Source organism: Shewanella sp. SP2S2-4 (assembly GCF_031932025.1).
Classification (GTDB): Bacteria; Pseudomonadota; Gammaproteobacteria; order Enterobacterales; family Shewanellaceae; genus Shewanella; species Shewanella baltica.
On the sequence record NZ_JAUOER010000005.1, the window covers coordinates 74,158 to 90,788 of the forward strand.

General features: G+C 46.5%; 12 protein-coding genes. 8 read left to right on the forward strand and 4 right to left on the reverse strand.

Annotated features, from left to right (window positions below; all coding sequences use genetic code 11):
- Positions 1 to 283 precede the first annotated feature (283 nt).
- Positions 284 to 2,686: a prolyl oligopeptidase family serine peptidase gene (locus Q4Q54_RS06030; protein WP_311987967.1), complete on the forward strand. Its 2,403-nt coding sequence runs from the start codon at positions 284 to 286 to the stop codon at positions 2,684 to 2,686.
- Positions 2,687 to 3,344: 658 nt separating this feature from the next.
- Here the strand turns inward: Q4Q54_RS06030 and Q4Q54_RS06035 are convergent.
- Positions 3,345 to 6,368, reverse strand: a complete 3,024-nt coding sequence (locus Q4Q54_RS06035) for a TonB-dependent receptor domain-containing protein (protein ID WP_311987968.1) — start codon at positions 6,366 to 6,368, stop codon at positions 3,345 to 3,347.
- Between the two features lie 677 nt (positions 6,369 to 7,045).
- Between Q4Q54_RS06035 and aqpZ the strand changes: the two genes are divergently transcribed.
- The 3 genes from aqpZ (at position 7,046) to Q4Q54_RS06050 (ending at position 8,760) form a co-directional block, all read left to right on the forward strand.
- Positions 7,046 to 7,741, forward strand: coding sequence for an aquaporin Z (aqpZ, locus tag Q4Q54_RS06040; protein WP_006080745.1), 696 nt, complete (start codon positions 7,046 to 7,048; stop codon positions 7,739 to 7,741).
- Positions 7,742 to 7,904: 163 nt separating this feature from the next.
- Positions 7,905 to 8,285, forward strand: coding sequence for a DUF2750 domain-containing protein (locus Q4Q54_RS06045; RefSeq protein ID WP_006080744.1), 381 nt, complete (start codon positions 7,905 to 7,907; stop codon positions 8,283 to 8,285).
- A 25-nt stretch (positions 8,286 to 8,310) separates the two neighbouring features.
- Positions 8,311 to 8,760 (forward strand): hypothetical protein, encoded by a 450-nt coding sequence (locus tag Q4Q54_RS06050; RefSeq protein ID WP_006080743.1) that lies wholly within the window; start codon positions 8,311 to 8,313, stop codon positions 8,758 to 8,760.
- Positions 8,761 to 8,871: 111 nt separating this feature from the next.
- Here Q4Q54_RS06050 and erpA read toward each other — a convergent pair whose 3' ends face one another.
- Positions 8,872 to 9,222 carry an iron-sulfur cluster insertion protein ErpA gene (erpA, locus tag Q4Q54_RS06055; protein ID WP_006080742.1) on the reverse strand — a complete coding sequence of 117 codons (351 nt, stop codon included), beginning with the start codon at positions 9,220 to 9,222 and terminating at the stop codon, positions 8,872 to 8,874.
- Entirely contained in the window at positions 9,215 to 10,018 is an 804-nt protein-coding gene (locus Q4Q54_RS06060) for a DUF6776 family protein (protein WP_011846148.1), read from the reverse strand. The genes erpA and Q4Q54_RS06060 overlap by 8 nt, the downstream gene beginning before the upstream one ends.
- Before the next feature lie 74 nt (positions 10,019 to 10,092).
- Between Q4Q54_RS06060 and Q4Q54_RS06065 the strand changes: the two genes are divergently transcribed.
- From Q4Q54_RS06065 to hemL, 3 genes are all read left to right on the forward strand, one after another.
- Complete coding sequence (locus Q4Q54_RS06065) at positions 10,093 to 11,817, forward strand: chloride channel protein (protein WP_006080740.1); 1,725 nt, start codon at positions 10,093 to 10,095, stop codon at positions 11,815 to 11,817.
- Positions 11,818 to 12,049: 232 nt separating this feature from the next.
- Positions 12,050 to 13,069 carry an aspartate carbamoyltransferase gene (locus tag Q4Q54_RS06070; RefSeq protein WP_006080739.1) on the forward strand — a complete coding sequence of 340 codons (1,020 nt, stop codon included), beginning with the start codon at positions 12,050 to 12,052 and terminating at the stop codon, positions 13,067 to 13,069.
- Positions 13,070 to 13,095: 26 nt separating this feature from the next.
- Entirely contained in the window at positions 13,096 to 14,388 is a 1,293-nt protein-coding gene (gene hemL, locus Q4Q54_RS06075) for a glutamate-1-semialdehyde 2,1-aminomutase (protein WP_311987969.1), read from the forward strand.
- Positions 14,389 to 14,501: 113 nt separating this feature from the next.
- Here the strand turns inward: hemL and Q4Q54_RS06080 are convergent, their stop codons facing one another.
- Positions 14,502 to 14,699: a hypothetical protein gene (locus Q4Q54_RS06080; RefSeq protein WP_311891822.1), complete on the reverse strand. Its 198-nt coding sequence runs from the start codon at positions 14,697 to 14,699 to the stop codon at positions 14,502 to 14,504.
- Positions 14,700 to 15,251: 552 nt separating this feature from the next.
- Between Q4Q54_RS06080 and nhaD the strand changes: the two genes are divergently transcribed.
- Positions 15,252 to 16,499, forward strand: coding sequence for a sodium:proton antiporter NhaD (gene nhaD, locus Q4Q54_RS06085; protein ID WP_311891823.1), 1,248 nt, complete (start codon positions 15,252 to 15,254; stop codon positions 16,497 to 16,499).
- Positions 16,500 to 16,631: the final 132 nt, after the last annotated feature.

The window sequence follows — 16,631 nt, forward strand, 5'->3', positions numbered from 1 at the left end:
TTTTTATGGTTAGGGTAATGAGTGCATCATTCGGTTAGATACTACCTAAGACTTAGCCCAGTTAGCAAACGAATGAATTAAACTAACTATATAAAATTCAAAATATTAGCTCGTATAAAATCTAAAATAGAGATTTAAACAATATAGAATCGAGTCGAGGCGGGTTGCGACAAAGCAACAGATTGCTTACAACTGCATGACCAATAAAAACTTATGCGTCAACGTCTTACTCCTGTTACAAATTATCTGTGCGGGAGTTATGCACTTTGTTAGGGACCCAAACATGCTTCGTTTAGCCTTGATTTGCATCGGGATGATGTTATGTCCAATTTTTACCCCACAGACCTTAGCACAAGACTACCAAAAACCTTCCTCTGCATTGCAGCAAACCATTAACCACAGTACCAGCCTCACGACACGACTCTCAAACGATCATCAATGGCTGGCATTAATCAGCCCGATTTCGGCGCCGAGCATTGCCACGTTGGCCCAGCCAGAGCAAAAGCTGGCAGGATTACGTATCGCCGCCGAGCAATATTTACCCAGCCGTATTAGCAAACGCTACCACCAACTCAGGCTAATTAATATTCAAAACAATCAGCAGCGAATGATTAGCTTGCCCGGCGGCCATGATATTACTGAGCTGCAGTTTTCCCCCGACAGTCGCTATCTGTCCTATGTGAGCATAACGCCAGAGGGCGGTTACTTATATGTTTACAACCTCGCTCAAGATAGCCACAAGCGCCTGTCAGACAACAGATTGAATGGCACGATTAGCCTTGATTATCAGTGGGCTAACAATAACAGTCTACTCGCTCGCTTTGTGTTAGCCTCCAATGCCAACACAAGCATGGCTCAGGCCGTTTACGCACCGAAAACCAAGGAAACCTCAGGCAAACAAAGCCCGCAGCGCACCTATCAGGACTTATTGAAAACCAGCGCTGACAAACAACGCTTTAGCCAACTGACGACCAGTCAATTGGCCCGAGTGGATTTAGATGGCAAGCTGACAACTATCGCCGCGCCGGGTATTTTTGAGGACTTTTCGGTGTCACCCGATGGGCGCTATATTTTAACCCATCAGCTCACCGCGCCCTTCTCAACCCAAGTAAAGTATTATGATTTTCCAACCTTAACAGAGATTTATAATCTTGATGGCCAACGCATAACGCAACTGCACCAAAGCCAGAGTGGAGAATCTAAGCCCCAAGGAAGAGACTCAGTGCTCCCAGGCCCACGCCAGTTCCATTGGGTTCAAGGGCGAAGCGCAACCTTAGCCTTTACCGAGGCTCTAGATCAGGGCGATAGCCAGCTGGAGGCGCCGCTACGGGACAGTCTATGGCAACTCGACGCGCCCTTTACCCAAAAGGCCAAACTCATCGCCAAAACCCCTTGGCGGATCATCGATATCGACTGGGCGGAGAACAACATCGCCTTAGTGACCCAGCGCAATAGCAAAGCACAGTTACTGCGACTGAGTAGCCTAGATACCCGCCTTGGAGAAAGTAGGCTACAGACGTTGAACGAGCGTAATCTGCGCGATAAATATCAAGAACTTGGAATATTCTCCAGAGAATACACCCAAGGCAAAGGGCATGTGATCCGCCTGCAGCCGACGCAAACCGCAGGGCTTATTCACTACGGCCAAGGGGCATCGCCACAGGGGGATAAGCCTTTCTTAAAGCGCACCTCATTACTGACGGGTGAGTCGTCACTGCTTTGGCAATCGCCAGCCCAGCAATTAGAGTCGGTGCGCTACGTGCTCAGTCTTGAGCCCTTACAACTGATTATCAACCGTGAAAGCCCGACTGAAGCCCCAAGCCTTGTCTTAATCGATGGCGCCAAAGAAAGTGTGCTCTACCAACAGGCCGATGAACTGAGTGCGTATCGGGGAATGCAGAAGCAGCTTATCACCTACAAAAGAGCCGATGGCGTGCCCCTGTCTGGCACTCTCTACTTACCCGCCAATTACACCAAGGAGCAAGGCACCCTACCCGTGTTAATGTGGGCCTATCCGCGGGAATTTAACGATCCCGACATCGCGGGCCAAATTAACTTTAGCGCCAATCAATATCCCAGCATCAGCCCTATGGGCCCAATCCCATTAGTCGCCGAAGGCTTTGCGGTGTTTGATAAAGTCTCTATGCCCATCATCGCTCAAGGGGATAAAGAGCCCAATGACAGCTTTCGCGAGCAACTCATTGCCAACGCACAGGCGGCTGTCGATACCTTGGTGGATTTAGGCATTGCCGATCGTAAACAAATCGCCGTAGGCGGGCATTCCTACGGGGCATTTATGGTGGCAAATCTGCTAGCCCATACGGATTTATTCTACGCAGGTATCGCCCGTAGTGGGGCTTATAATCGCAGCCTAACGCCATTCGGTTTTCAAAATGAAGAACGCACCTACTGGCAAGCTAATGATATTTATCAGCAAATGTCACCATTTAATTATGCGGATAAGATCAAATCGCCTTTACTGCTTATGCATGGCGAAATGGATCAAAATTCAGGTACATTCCCGCTGCAATCTGAGCGCCTGTTTGATGCGATTCAAGGGGGGGGCGGCAAAGCGAGATTAGTCGTCCTTCCCTTTGAAGGACACAGTTATACAGCTAAGGAGTCCTTAGAACACTTATTATGGGAACAAAGCCAGTTCTTAAAGGCGAATTTACCCTCCAAGTAACTTGTCATTCAATGCTGTAATGAATCGATAAGTTCGCATTACCGCTTAACATATTGCCAAGATAGCTCCCAACGATACCCTAGCGGCATACATACTCGCCGCTAAGGGTAATATCAGTTCATACCATCAAGCCTGTAAAAACATTAGCTTAAAGTGTATTGTTGAACCTACACCATTTTGCCCCCAGCCCCAACTTAGCTGACCTGCCGAACTCGCTTAGCTAAAACTTTTGCGTAAACTCCCCGTTAAAACCGCTTAATACCAATCGAATTAAATATCTGTTCATTCAGCGGAAATTCAACGCGCTTTAGACAAGGCGAAGGCTTGAAGGCATAGTGGTGCTCTGTCGAAAGCCTTAAACGCAGTATAAATCGCGTTGCCATACAGTGAACATCAGCCGCCCTTTGGGAGCCACACAGGCATCCCACTCCGGTGTTGCATTGACTTAAAAGGGAATAACCATTTCTGCGTCAATGCGCCTTGGGTTGAAATGCCAGTGAGGCTCTGAACTGATTAGAGATTTAATGTGATTGGTATAACTATCTGAAGGAACCATAGCCAACAACTGTTCCTTTCTTGCTTAAGCCATTTAATTGCCAATAAAAAAACCGCATGCAGGGAGCCACATGCGGTTTAACCAACTTAAGTTAACTGACCTTTAGAACTTAAGCTCTGCACCTAGGTAGGCATAACGCCCTACACCACCGCCGTAGGCACTGCTGTAGTTACCATTACCAGTTTCAATTAAGTCGCCACCATCAGCCACCCAAGGTCCTTGGTTGTCGAAAATATTACGTACACCACTATATAAACGTAATTCAGCCTGACTCACGTCCATGGTGTAAGACACTGATAAATCATGGGTAATATACGAGCCATAGAACAGGAAGGCTGGCGTTTCAGGGTTTGCAACTGCACTGGCATCACCTGCATCGAGTTTGGCCTGGTTCTTGGCTTTCTCCACATTCCATTCTTCAACTCTATCGTGACTATCAACCATAGCGCTCTTATACTTCGCGCTCCAACGCACACGCCAATCATCGTTACTCCAGCTTAATGAAAGCGTGCCTCGGTCTTCAAAAATCCCGCTGGAAAGTTCACCAACATAATCATCTTCAACTAAACCATCGACGTTATAGTAGCTTGAACTGTATTCCAATACATGAGTCCAGTTGGTTTTTAAGCTGAGTTCACCGTATCCGTCCAATTGCCACTCGTAGGCCATAGCGAAATCGATACCACGAGTAACGATGTCATTCAGGTTCCGTTCCTGCTGAATAATCTGGGTGATTTGGCCCTCAGTATCGCGAGTGATAGCCTGACAGTACTCATTATCGGCTCCATAGGGATTACTCGAGTTATAACACTCAGCCAGAATATCCTCATTGCTTAATGAACCAATCGCATCAGCAACTTTAATATCGTAGTAATCAACCGCTAGGTTAAAACCTTCAAGGAAGGCTGGCGCCATGGTAAAGCCTAAGGTATAGGTATCTGCGGTTTCTTCGGTCAGGTTTTCATTACCCGCGTTAGGAGAATACTTTGAACCACTTACCGCTTTGAAAATGCCAGTGCTAGCAATGGCCGCTGCAATACCAGGATCGAGACGGCAGCTATCATGCCCAGCGCCTGTTGAGGTTGCCGTTACACCATTACAAATATCGCGAATACTGTCGTAATCACCACGGGGTGGAGAGATAAGTTCAGTGATATTCGGCGCACGTTGTGAACGTGAGTAGTTTGCTCGTAAAGCATAGTTGGCAATGGGTTCCCACAGTATGCCGGTACGGTAGCTCGACATTAAATCAATGTTTTTCTGACTGTAATCCGCAAGACGCAAGGACACATCCACATCCAGCTTATTAGCGAAGCTCATATCCCTTAACAAGGGTAGATTCGCCTCACCAAAGGCTTCCCATACGGTGACATCACCTTCGAAGGGAGGAACGTCGTTAAAGGTGATCGCATCGCCACGCATCGTCTTATCGGTATCCACAGCCTGCGTATCACGGCGATACTCCATACCGAATGCCGATTGCACGCCACCCGCAGGCAATTCAAACAATTCGCCGGAGATAAATCCTAGGGCATTAAATTGCGTGATATCCGTGTTGATGTAGGGATTGGCGCGGATATAGTCCGCCCCTTCTTTGCTGATTGAGCCTTCTCCAAAGATATTGACGGGCACACAGCCTTCAGCTCTGGCTTCTTCGCTGGCACATTGAATAGTCACACCATCGGCTGCATATTCGGCATCGAGCGCATATTTCAGGCGACGAATGCTGATCTCATTGCTACGGCGTTGACGCTGTTCGAACTGACCATAACCTACTGACGCATCCCAGGTCCAAGTTTCAAACAAATCTCCCTGTAAACCCGCCCAAGTACGCAGCGTAGTACGCTCGTTATCACTTTCAACAGGCCCTACTTCTTCGAAACGACGATCCCAACTAATACTCTTACCCGCTGTCGCGGCGATCTCTGCTGGTACATAAGGATTATTCGGTGAAATACTGCCCGCAGAAATTTTCCCTGGTAATCCGGTGATGGGATCGATGTACAACTCAGCATCGTTATAGTCTTGACCTTCAGCATCGGTACGACGAAACGCGGTGTTACGGCTAAATTGCACTTGCGCATTTGCGCGCACACTTTCACTAAGGTCATAGTTTACTTTGACTGCAGCAGCTAAAGTATCCTCAGGAACTTTTAATAAACCCGTGGTAAAGCCGTTATAACCATCACGCCCTTCTTTAAAGCCAGCTTTAAGTTCAGTGCCGTCGTACCACCAAGCATCAGAGTTAAAGCGGCCGCCAACGATGTCGTTGCTGCGTGATCGCCAATCGTCAGGAGTGATATCGCGCATACACTTATCACCATCGACTGTGTTCATGGCATTGCACATTTGCTTTAGATCGTAGGCAAAGTTTGATTCATACAGGGCTCGCTCCCTGTCTGTGGCGAATAACCCATGCTGTTTATCATAGGTAGCACTGGCGTAAATGTAACCTTTATCACTATTAAAATCAGCACCATAGCCAGCATCAACTGTGGTTTCTCGGCCACCACCTTCTGTCGTTTCACCACCACGGGCATTAATCTCAAACCCAGTCTTGTTTTGCTGGGTGATAATATTGACCACACCCGCAATCGCATCGGAACCATACACAGCCGACGCCCCACCGGTAATGATTTCGACCTTATCGACCATCGCCGCCGGAATCGTACTTAAACTGACGTAGTTACCACTGTAACTGTTAGAAACAACCCGACGACCATCAATCAGGGTTAAAGTACGATCCGTACCTAAGTTACGTAGGTCAATGGTTGATAGGCCGGTATTTTGCACACTCGATTGGCTATTGGTGCTGCTAACCCCTTCGGCCAAGGCCGGAATTTGGTCAACTAAAATATCCGCCAATGAGCCAATACCGCTATCGGCAATATCCTTGGCATCTAAGCCCTGTAAAGGCGTACTTAATGAAAAACTATCTCGCTTAATCCGCGACCCCGTTACAGTGACCTTTTCTATGCCATCATTTTTATCTGCGGCTGCGGTTTCAGTTCGAGTCGCATTTTCCTTAACTGCTTTCACTTCTATCGGTTCGGCAGCCCATGCTACCGAAGGAACAATACCAAACATTGATGCTTGTATTGCTAGGGTCAATAGTTTCTTCTTCATCCTTCCCACCTTCACTTTGAGACATCGCAAACCATTTTTGTTGTTGTTTGGCACTGTTACTTGAATTAATCCAAAAGCCTTAGTCAGCGATTTTTCTTCAAGGACTTTGGTCTAATCATGGCTAGCAACACAGAAACACATAATTAACATTCAAGTAACTCAACCCTTTTACTTTGCCTAGTAATGAGCGACAACGAAATACCCCTCGTTTATTTCCCCGTTTTATATCTATTAAATATCTATTTATTTATTTTCAATAACTTATAAGAACAACTCAACGGCTTGATACGCAAGAGGTGAGGGAAAAGCAATCCCTCAATCACCAGGTTGCCATCTATACAATCTATGCAGGTAAAAAAACAAAAATGGCTAATACCCCAGAAAATCCGCTCATTGACGCAATAAGCCATGATCAAAAATGCACAATATGAAAACCCATCTATGCTTGATCACAGTTATGCCATGTAAACGAACTAAAGTGATTGTTAACTAAGCAGTAAAGACACAACACTCTGATTGTGATGGCCAGCTTTGGCATGAACAATCTGGGCGTGCAAAACTTTAATTAAGGGAATGGTTATTTATCTAGCTAAACTTAACCAGCGAGATAAACAAGGGTTTATGTAATGGCGTCAAAAGCCACACAGACATAAATCGACTAAATAGGAAATCAATCAATGAATATGTCACAAAAAATGGCGGCGGAATTTCTTGGCACCTTATGGTTAGTCCTTGGAGGCTGTGGCAGTGCGGTAATTGCCGCTGCATTTCCCGAGGTGGGCATAGGCTTACTCGGTGTCGCGCTCGCATTTGGCTTAACAGTTCTCACTATGGCCTTTGCGATTGGCCATATTTCAGGTTGCCACCTTAACCCAGCGGTGTCATTCGGCCTTTGGGCTGGCGGACGTTTTCCAGCGGCAGAATTATTGCCCTATATCATAGCCCAAGTCGCGGGCGGGATTGCAGGCGCGGGTATCTTGTATCTTATTGCTTCTGGTCAGGAAGGATTTTCACTTGCGGGTGGATTTGCCTCTAACGGTTTTGGTGAACATTCACCGGGTGGCTACAGCATGCTGTCGGTCATGATTTGCGAAATCGTTATGACACTGTTCTTTTTGATCATTATTTTAGGTGCCACCGATGAACGCGCGCCAAAAGGGTTTGCCCCGATTGCCATAGGTCTAGGCTTAACCTTGATCCACCTTATCAGTATTCCAGTGTCCAATACTTCGGTAAATCCTGCGCGCAGTACAGGTCCTGCGTTATTTGTCGGTGACTGGGCGGTATCGCAGCTCTGGTTATTCTGGGTAGCCCCGATTGTCGGCGCCATTTTGGCAGGCTTTATCTATCGCTACTTCCGCGCGGCAGAATAAACATCGAAGATCTAACACAACAGCGCCCTCTTGGCGCTGTTGTTCTTTTTCTAATCCCGCTCTAATGTTACCATTTAGCCAACTGGTGAATTTGCTGTGCCCTAGGTTTTTACATTAGAGACACAACAGGCTTCGCCCTATTCAAGCAAAAGAGATATTTTTCATGAGCAAGACTGTTAAAACCCTCGCTGAGACAGCAGCAATGACACCAGAAGCCCGTTACGATTACCTCGTTGAGCAAGTCAAAGAACATAAAGTTCTTTGGACATTACAAGACCAAGACGGTTGCGTAATGCTGACCACTGAAGAAGAAGATTGCATTCCAATGTGGCCAACCGAAGAAGCGGCTGAATCTTGGGCTGTGGATGAATGGAGCGATTGCCAAACATTAGCGATCCCATTCGATGAATTTCACGAAAGATGGGTGCCAGGCATGGAAGATGACGACCTGTTCGTTGCCGTGTTCCCAGTATTAGATGATTTAGGTGTGGTTATCCCACCTTATGAGTTAGATCAACGATTAGCACCTAAGCAAAGCCATTAATCTCAATCGCTAAGCGAGAATGTCTATGAGCGAGCAAGAATCGGCTATACCGACACCTAAGGCTGACGCGGCCGTGAGTTCACGTTTACCCAAACGACTGATTGCCCTGCTGCTAGTGTATGTTGTTGCGTCCGTGAGCGGCTTAGTCGCTAAACAAGGCGTGTTATTTTGTCTACTGACACTCTTGATGGTGATTGCCATTATTGGTCGACAAAAGGCGGCGCTTATCATGCTGCGTGGCTACACAGTCGTGCAGCTTGGCTTGATTAGCATGCTGCCAGTGATCATGTACGATCCCGGCAATTTAGTGGTAGGCCCGACGACGGTGCATTTAGGTGAATGGCAGGGCAAACTGCCTGACTATGTGATTTTTATCGCGTTAATCATCTTGTCATTACTGCAAGTCTGGGTCGCTTTTGATAAAAAGGTAAAGGCGTGGTTTAAACCTAAGCTTAACCTGAACATCATGAGTTAAGTTCGTGGCATACTGAATTTTGCCCAACAAAAAGCCGTCATTGCGACGGCTTTTTTGATCTCACTTCACACCTTAAAGGCGCTAAGTGAGCAGTCTTTATAGAGAAACTCTTTACACAGAGAAACTGGCACCACAGCCACAAGTTGTGGTTGCGTTAGGGTTTTTCACAAAGAAGCGAGAACCTTCGAGTCCTGAAGTGTAATCCACTTCACCACCGACTAAATATTGTAGGCTCATAGGATCGACAACTAAGAGGACGCCTTGTTTTTCTATCGTAAAATCGCCATCATTGACCTTTTCATCAAAGGTAAAGCCGTACTGAAATCCAGAACAACCACCACCAGTCACATAGACTCGTAGCTTAAGTGCAGGATTTTGCTCTTCTTCCAGCAAACCTTTCACCTTAGCGGCTGCCGCATCGGTAAATTGGATTGGCATTGCTGTATCAGCTTGATCAGTCATTACTACCTCTTACATCAGTTTTCTGGGGCAAATTATCCTTTACCTGACTATTTTGTTCAAGTATTACCCGCGGTTCTTTTTCACCCTGTAATAACTCAGGGGCACTATAGACATGTTCTGTCTGCGAATTCTTGGTCCAGCGGCTCGAAGGCACCAGCACTTTGACTTTCACTTGCTGTAAACTAAAGCCTGCAGGAACAGTGACCTTAGTATCTATGACCTGAAAATAGCGAAAATCAAATTCCAACTTAGAACCCGTGAGTTTGTTCACACTCAAGCTAACGGATTTACCCTCCTGCACGCCAATTAATGTCAATTCGACTCGACCTTGAATCGCTTGCTTGCGCTTTTGCAGCTGAGTTAATACCAGTTTGAGATTGTACTCATCGGCTAAAACGCCCGGCGTCATTTCAAGTCCGTGGATGGCGACACCTTCGGCATTATCATCCGGTGTCATAATGCTACGGTAAAACGCCAACTCATGTTCCAATTCTTTTTGCTTTTTCATCTGCTGGCCAAACATATCTTGCATTTGGGCGTTAGCCTCACGCTCGACGGACAGCTCTAGATTTCGGGTCGCTAGTAATTGGGTCTGTGTTTCTAATTCAGCACTCAAGCGTTGGGCTTTGCTGCTGATGTGTTTAACCACGGGCTCATCACTGCTTAGTAGCAGAAAACTTATCCAAGCCCCAAAAAGAATAGAAACTAACACTAAAAGCGATAAATACACTGAAGATGGACGATACTTGAGATCCATCACTTGCAGCCGATCTAGCCAACGATGATAATTTGGCATTAGGTAACAGCCCCTTATATAAAATACAATCAACTCAAGAACGAGTTCGATACAATACAACTCAGGCCAATGCAGTGCAATTAACGATAAATAAAGTCGCTATTCAACATGCCATAGTCACAGCCAAAAAGTATTTAACCAATGAGCTACGTGACCATTTATCCCAAGCGAGGATCAGTGCACAACTGTGCATACTGGCACTGCTGTTTGCCATTTTCGCATCCTGCGTGATCTTACTGTTTCGACTCTTGCTCGTTTGGGCCAATCATTACACCCAAATACAGGCGCTGGATTTTACGGGGAACGTTGCCGACTGGCGAGCCCTGTTACCACTTTTAGGCGCAATATTAATTTGGATTGTGGCTAAGCTAGGCTCCAAACGTTATAAGCGTATGGGAATAGCCTATGTGTTACATAGAGTTAAACTGCACTACGGTAAAATTCCGTTGCAATCTGCCGTAGGGCAATTTTTTCAAGCATTATTCGCCCTCGGCACCAATTTCTCCGTCGGCCGTGAAGGCCCTGCTATTCATCTGGGCGCTGTCAGTGCCAGTTTTCTCGCCGAAAAATTCAATCTTCCCGATAATAGTGTGCGTATTATGTGCGCCAGTGGCATTGCCGCAGGGATTGCCGCGACCTTTAACGCGCCCTTGGCGGCAGTGATTTTTGTCCTCGAAGTGATTGTCCGCGAATATAAAGTCCATTACTTCTTCCCGATTATGCTCTCCGCAATTTGTGGCGCGGTTTCAAGCCAATTAGTGTTTGGTAATGTGCACGAATTTGACCGTATTCAAGTGATCCACATTCCCTTAGATCACTACCCTATTCTCGCCATCGGCGGCGTGGTATTGGGCTGCGCTGCGGCGCTGTTTAATTACTCACTCTTAAAAGTCACCGCGACGGGGCAAAACTGGCCACTCATCTACCGACTATTATTGGCGGGCAGCGTCACCACACTAATCGGTCTAGTATTACCGCAAGCCCTTGGCACGGGCGATCTCGCCATTAGCGAAGCCATTAGTCAACATCCAAGCCTATTGCTATTAATCGCCCTATTATTTGCCAAAATCATTGCCACTATTGCGGCGATTGGCTTAGGTATCCCCGGCGGTTTGATTGGTCCACTCTATGGTATCGGCGCGCTGCTCGGGGCGATTTTGGCGCTGATCAGTGCCATCTTATTCCCATCGATCGCCCCTTATGTAGGGCTTTACACTGTGATCGGCATGACGGCCATGATGGGCGTGTGCTTAAGCGCGCCGCTGGCGGCGTTAGTCGCCCTGCTAGAAATGACCAATGATGCCAGTATTATCCTGCCGGCGATGTTTGTGACTATTCCCGCATTTTTAATTGCCTATCAAGGTTTTAAGACTAACTCTATTTTCTTTAAACAATTAGAAATCATGGGGCTAGGCTATAAAGTTGCGCCAGTAAATTTAGCGCTGCAGAAAAAAGGCGTGCGAGCCTTGATGGATAAACGCTTTGTTATCGTCAATAACAACGATGAATTGTTACTCGAAGTGCTTAAACGGGCCGAAGGTCGACCTGTGCTAGTTCGCAATGCCGATGGCGTTATCGAAATGCTCAGCCTTGAAATGCAATCCTACGATGACAGTACCACGCTATCGCGCCATCCCATGCAAGGCTTAAGCGACAGCACTACGCTCAATGAAGCCTATTTACTCTTGTCACCCAAGCGCAGCGGTGAGGTGTTTATCTATCAAGATACGCCCGATAACGTGGTTGGAGTGATCAGTTGGTCGAACCTGCAACAGGAAATTCGCTTAGGCCAAGCCTAACGTCAATTTAAAATCTGATAGTGATGCAAAACCTAGTATTGATGCCAAACCTAAGGTGGCAGATTAAAAGCTTTGGGCTTCATCGCAAAAATCTAACACAGTGGCAATGTGGCTATTTCGTTGCCCCAGTGCTTCTGCTACAATCGCGCCTCAGCCACCCTACATAACATCAGGGCAGATAAGCGCGAGACCGCAGCTTAAAATGCCCCCTAGCAAATTGGAAAACAGGCTGATGAATCAGTTCGAAGGATCCCATATCCTCTCCGTAAACCAGTTAGATCTTGACTCAATCCAAACTATTTTTAATGTCGCTAGCCGCATGATGCCCTATGCACTTCGAGAGAAGCGCAATAATGTGCTCGATGGTGCCATTTTAGGTAACCTGTTTTTCGAACCTAGTACCCGTACCCGCGTGAGTTTTGGCTGTGCCTTTAACTTGCTCGGCGGCCATGTACGTGAAACCACAGGTATGGCGTCATCGTCTTTATCTAAGGGTGAGTCCCTGTACGATACGGCGCGGGTGTTATCTACTTATTCTGATGTGATTGCCATGCGCCATCCTGACTCTTATTCAGTAAAAGAGTTTGCCGAAGGCAGCCGTGTACCTGTGATCAACGGTGGCGATGGTTCGAACGAACATCCGACCCAAGCTTTACTCGATTTATACACTATCCAAAAAGAACTCAAGTGTGCCGGCCGCGGTATCGATGGCATGCACATAGCGATGGTCGGCGACTTAAAATTTGGCCGTACAGTGCATTCACTATCACGCTTACTCTGCATGTATAAGAACATCAGTTTCACGCTAATTTCACCCGCTGAATTAGCGATGCCTGATTATGTGATCTCCGACATTGAAAATGCTGGCCATAGCATCAAAATAACCGACCAGCTTGAAGGCCATTTAGATAAAGCAGATATTCTGTATCTCACTCGCATTCAGGAAGAGCGCTTCCCTTCGCAGGAAGAAGCAAATAAGTATCGCGGCAAGTTCCGCTTAAATCGCAGTATTTACACTCAGCATTGCAAATCTAACACTGTCATTATGCATCCGCTTCCAAGGGATTCACGCGCGCAAGCCAATGAGTTAGATAATGATTTGAACAGCCACCCTAATCTCGCCATCTTCAGACAGGCGGATAATGGGCTGTTAATTCGCATGGCTTTGTTTGCATTGACACTCGGCGTTGATCATCAACTCGAGAAATATGAGTGTCCGGTTAATTGGTATTCACGTAAAGCCGATCGCTAGTTGGCTACAGACTTTAAGGACTAAACATGACCCGTTCCGAAGCGCTATTTGAACAGGCTAAAAAAACCATCCCCGGCGGCGTTAACTCTCCGGTTCGTGCATTTAATGGTGTCGGCGGTTCGCCCCTGTTTATTGAAAAAGCAAACGGCGCTTATATCTACGATGCCGATGGCAAAGCCTATATCGACTATGTCGGTTCTTGGGGCCCGATGATCCTCGGCCACAATCACCCTAAAATCCGTGCTGCGGTATTAGCGGCAGTGGAAAATGGCCTGTCTTTTGGTGCGCCAACTGAGCTTGAAGTGCAAATGGCCGAGAAAGTCATCTCTATGGTGCCTTCTATCGAGCAAGTTCGTATGGTGAGCTCTGGTACAGAAGCTACGATGAGCGCCATTCGTTTAGCACGCGGTTTTACTAATCGTGACAAGATCTTAAAATTCGAAGGTTGTTACCACGGCCATGCGGATTGCCTGTTAGTTAAGGCTGGTTCTGGCGCACTAACTTTAGGCCAACCTAGCTCACCCGGTATTCCAGAAGATTTCGCCAAGCACACCTTAACGGCTGTGTATAACGACTTAGATTCTGTCAGAACCCTGTTCGAGCAGTATCCAACTGAGATTTCTTGCATCATTATCGAGCCCGTTGCTGGCAACATGAACTGTATTCCACCTATCCCAGGTTTCCTTCAAGGTCTGCGTGACATTTGTGACGAGTTCGGTGCCTTAATGATCATCGACGAAGTGATGACAGGGTTCCGCGTATCACAAAGCGGCGCTCAAGGTTACTACGGCGTCACACCTGACTTGACCACGCTTGGTAAAGTGATTGGTGGCGGTATGCCAGTGGGTGCCTTCGGTGGCCGTAAAGATGTGATGCAGTTTATCGCGCCTACGGGTCCGGTTTACCAAGCGGGAACGTTATCTGGTAACCCAATTGCGATGTCAGCAGGTTTGGCGCAAATGGACGCCCTATGTGAAGCAGGTCTATACGAAGAGTTGAGCGCGAAAACCAAACGTATCGCCGAAGGTTTTAAAGCGGCAGCTGACAAGCACGGTATTCCAATGGCGATCAACTATGTTGGCGGCATGTTCGGTTTCTTCTTCACAGAACAAGCGGAGATCACCCGTTTCGACCAAGTCACAAAATGCAATATCGAGCAGTTCCGTACTTTCTACCACGGCATGTTAGATGAAGGCGTGTACTTGGCCCCGAGCGCCTATGAAGCTGGTTTCTTGTCGATGGCCCATGGCGAAGAAGAACTGCGCTTGACCTTAGAAGCGGCTGACCGTGTATTAGCGAGCATGAAAGCGGCAAGCTAAACCTAGATTTTAGGGTTGCTACACCTTAAAAATAACCAAGGGACGCAATAGCGTCCCTTTGTTTTTATTAAATTTAATTAGCTTTACTTAGATTCAGTAAGCTTTATTTAGCGCTAGTAGCTATCGGACTTTTTAGAACCTAAAGCCGATTTAAATATGATCACCGCCACAACCAGCTGTATGGTCAAATTGATATGCTCAATGGCGAGCTCAGGCTGACTCATCACACCCAGCGCAATAAGCTGCTTGCCCGAATACGTTAACCAAACCAGTGAGCCTAAAAGCAAAAGGCTCCGAATAACAAATGTCATTTACCTCTACTCCAAAAACACAACATCCGGTGTTAACACAACATACTGTGCCTAGATAAGAAAACAGCCACAAGATAGCGCTCGCTTTGTATCCAGTCAAGATTTTGGCAAAGACATTTTTGTGACACGCTAATCGATTAAGCCATTAGAGTTCAGTAACAAAGGAAAGTGTGGAAAAGCAACACGACTCAGGCCGCTGCATTCATGAATATCTTGCTGAACAAAAATTAATTGAAGGATCGACAAACTGACTGCTTAGACTTTAATCGTAGATCTCACTTTTAACCTAGTAATCAAATCAAAAAATACAGTTAATAAAACTGATAAATATAAATATTGCGATATATAAAACCAGTTTACTACCAAAAAGCATGAGATAAACATCACAAAGCAGCAGCAAATTGAGTCACCGCTAACAGTTGCGTTCTTTAGCCCATTATGTTCTGATCCGCACGCGCTAACACGGCTGGCTTAATTCAGCCTTGATATGCTCAATCTTTAGGTTGACTCAAGTCGCCCTACGACATTAAAACAGCAGTTGGAATTGCAGTTATGTTAAATACCTTTCTCATCATACTGGCCGTGCTCGCATTGCTCAGTATTATTTTCGAAGAAGTGACCCACCTTAATAAAGCAAAAACCACCTTATTCTTTGGCTGTATTTCTTGGGTAGCGCTGTTTATGGCTGCTGGAGAACCGGCCCACGAGAAACTCGTTGCCCATCAACTCAATGAAAATTTGCTCGAAATTGCCACACTCTGGCTCTTTCTGATGTCGACCATGACCTTCGTAGCGTATTTGAACGCTAAAGGCATGATCCAAATCATGGTGCAAAAGCTGTTCCCGCAGAAAGTGTCGGTGCGCATGTTGATGATCCAAGTTGCCCTGTTTGCACTCGTGCTCTCGGCATTTTGTGATAACGTCACTGCGACGTTAGTGTCATTAGGTTTATTAACCACCTTTAAACTCGACAAACAAATGCGCCGCAGAATGGCAGTGTTGATTATCTTCGCAGTGAACTCAGGCGGTGTCGCTTTGATCACCGGCGATGTGACAACATTGATGATCTTCTTAGGCGGCCATGTGCATATGTCCGAACTGCTGATGTTGTTTATCCCATCGGCCGTGAGCGTGATTTTGTTGGCAACCCTGTTCTCACTCAAAGCCGAAGGCGTGGTGAGCACGACCCCAATCAAACACACCTATCAAACCGTTGATGTCATGATTGCCCTCGTGTTCTTCTGCACGATTTTGATGACCATGTTACTGAACATATTGTTTGGCATCCCGCCAGTGCTGACCTTCCTAACGGGTCTGTCAATCATGTTCCTGATTGGCCACACCACGCGTAGCGATAAAGAAGAAATTAAAATCCTTGAGTATATTCGCCAAGTTGAATACGACACCCTGTTGTTCTTCTTAGGTATTTTACTGCTCGTGGGTATGCTTAAAGAAATCGGCACCTTAGACATGCTGACCGAAGCTTATACTATGTTTAATCCAAACATCTCTAACTTCGTCACAGGTATCGGCTCAGCCTTGATTGATAACGTGCCATTAACAGCGGCATTGTTAAAAGCAAGCCCGGTCCTGAATACTCCAGAATGGCTTGGCTTAACCTATAGCGTTGGCGTAGGTGGCTCACTGCTGATTATCGGTTCAGCATCGGGTATTGTAGCCATGAGTAAAGTGAAAGAACTGACGTTTGTGAGTTACTTAAAATACGTTCCAGCACTTTTCCTTTGCTACAGTGTCGGTTACGCACTGACCCTATTCTTAGCCTACAGACTGTTTGATTAAGTTGAGATTCATTAAGATCAAAAAAGGCGCCTAGGGCGCCTTTTTCATTTTTACTCTTTAGCTATGGCTAGCACATTTTTAGCTATGGCTAGCACAAATAACCGCTAGCATGGCTCATAGTGCCAGAGTCAA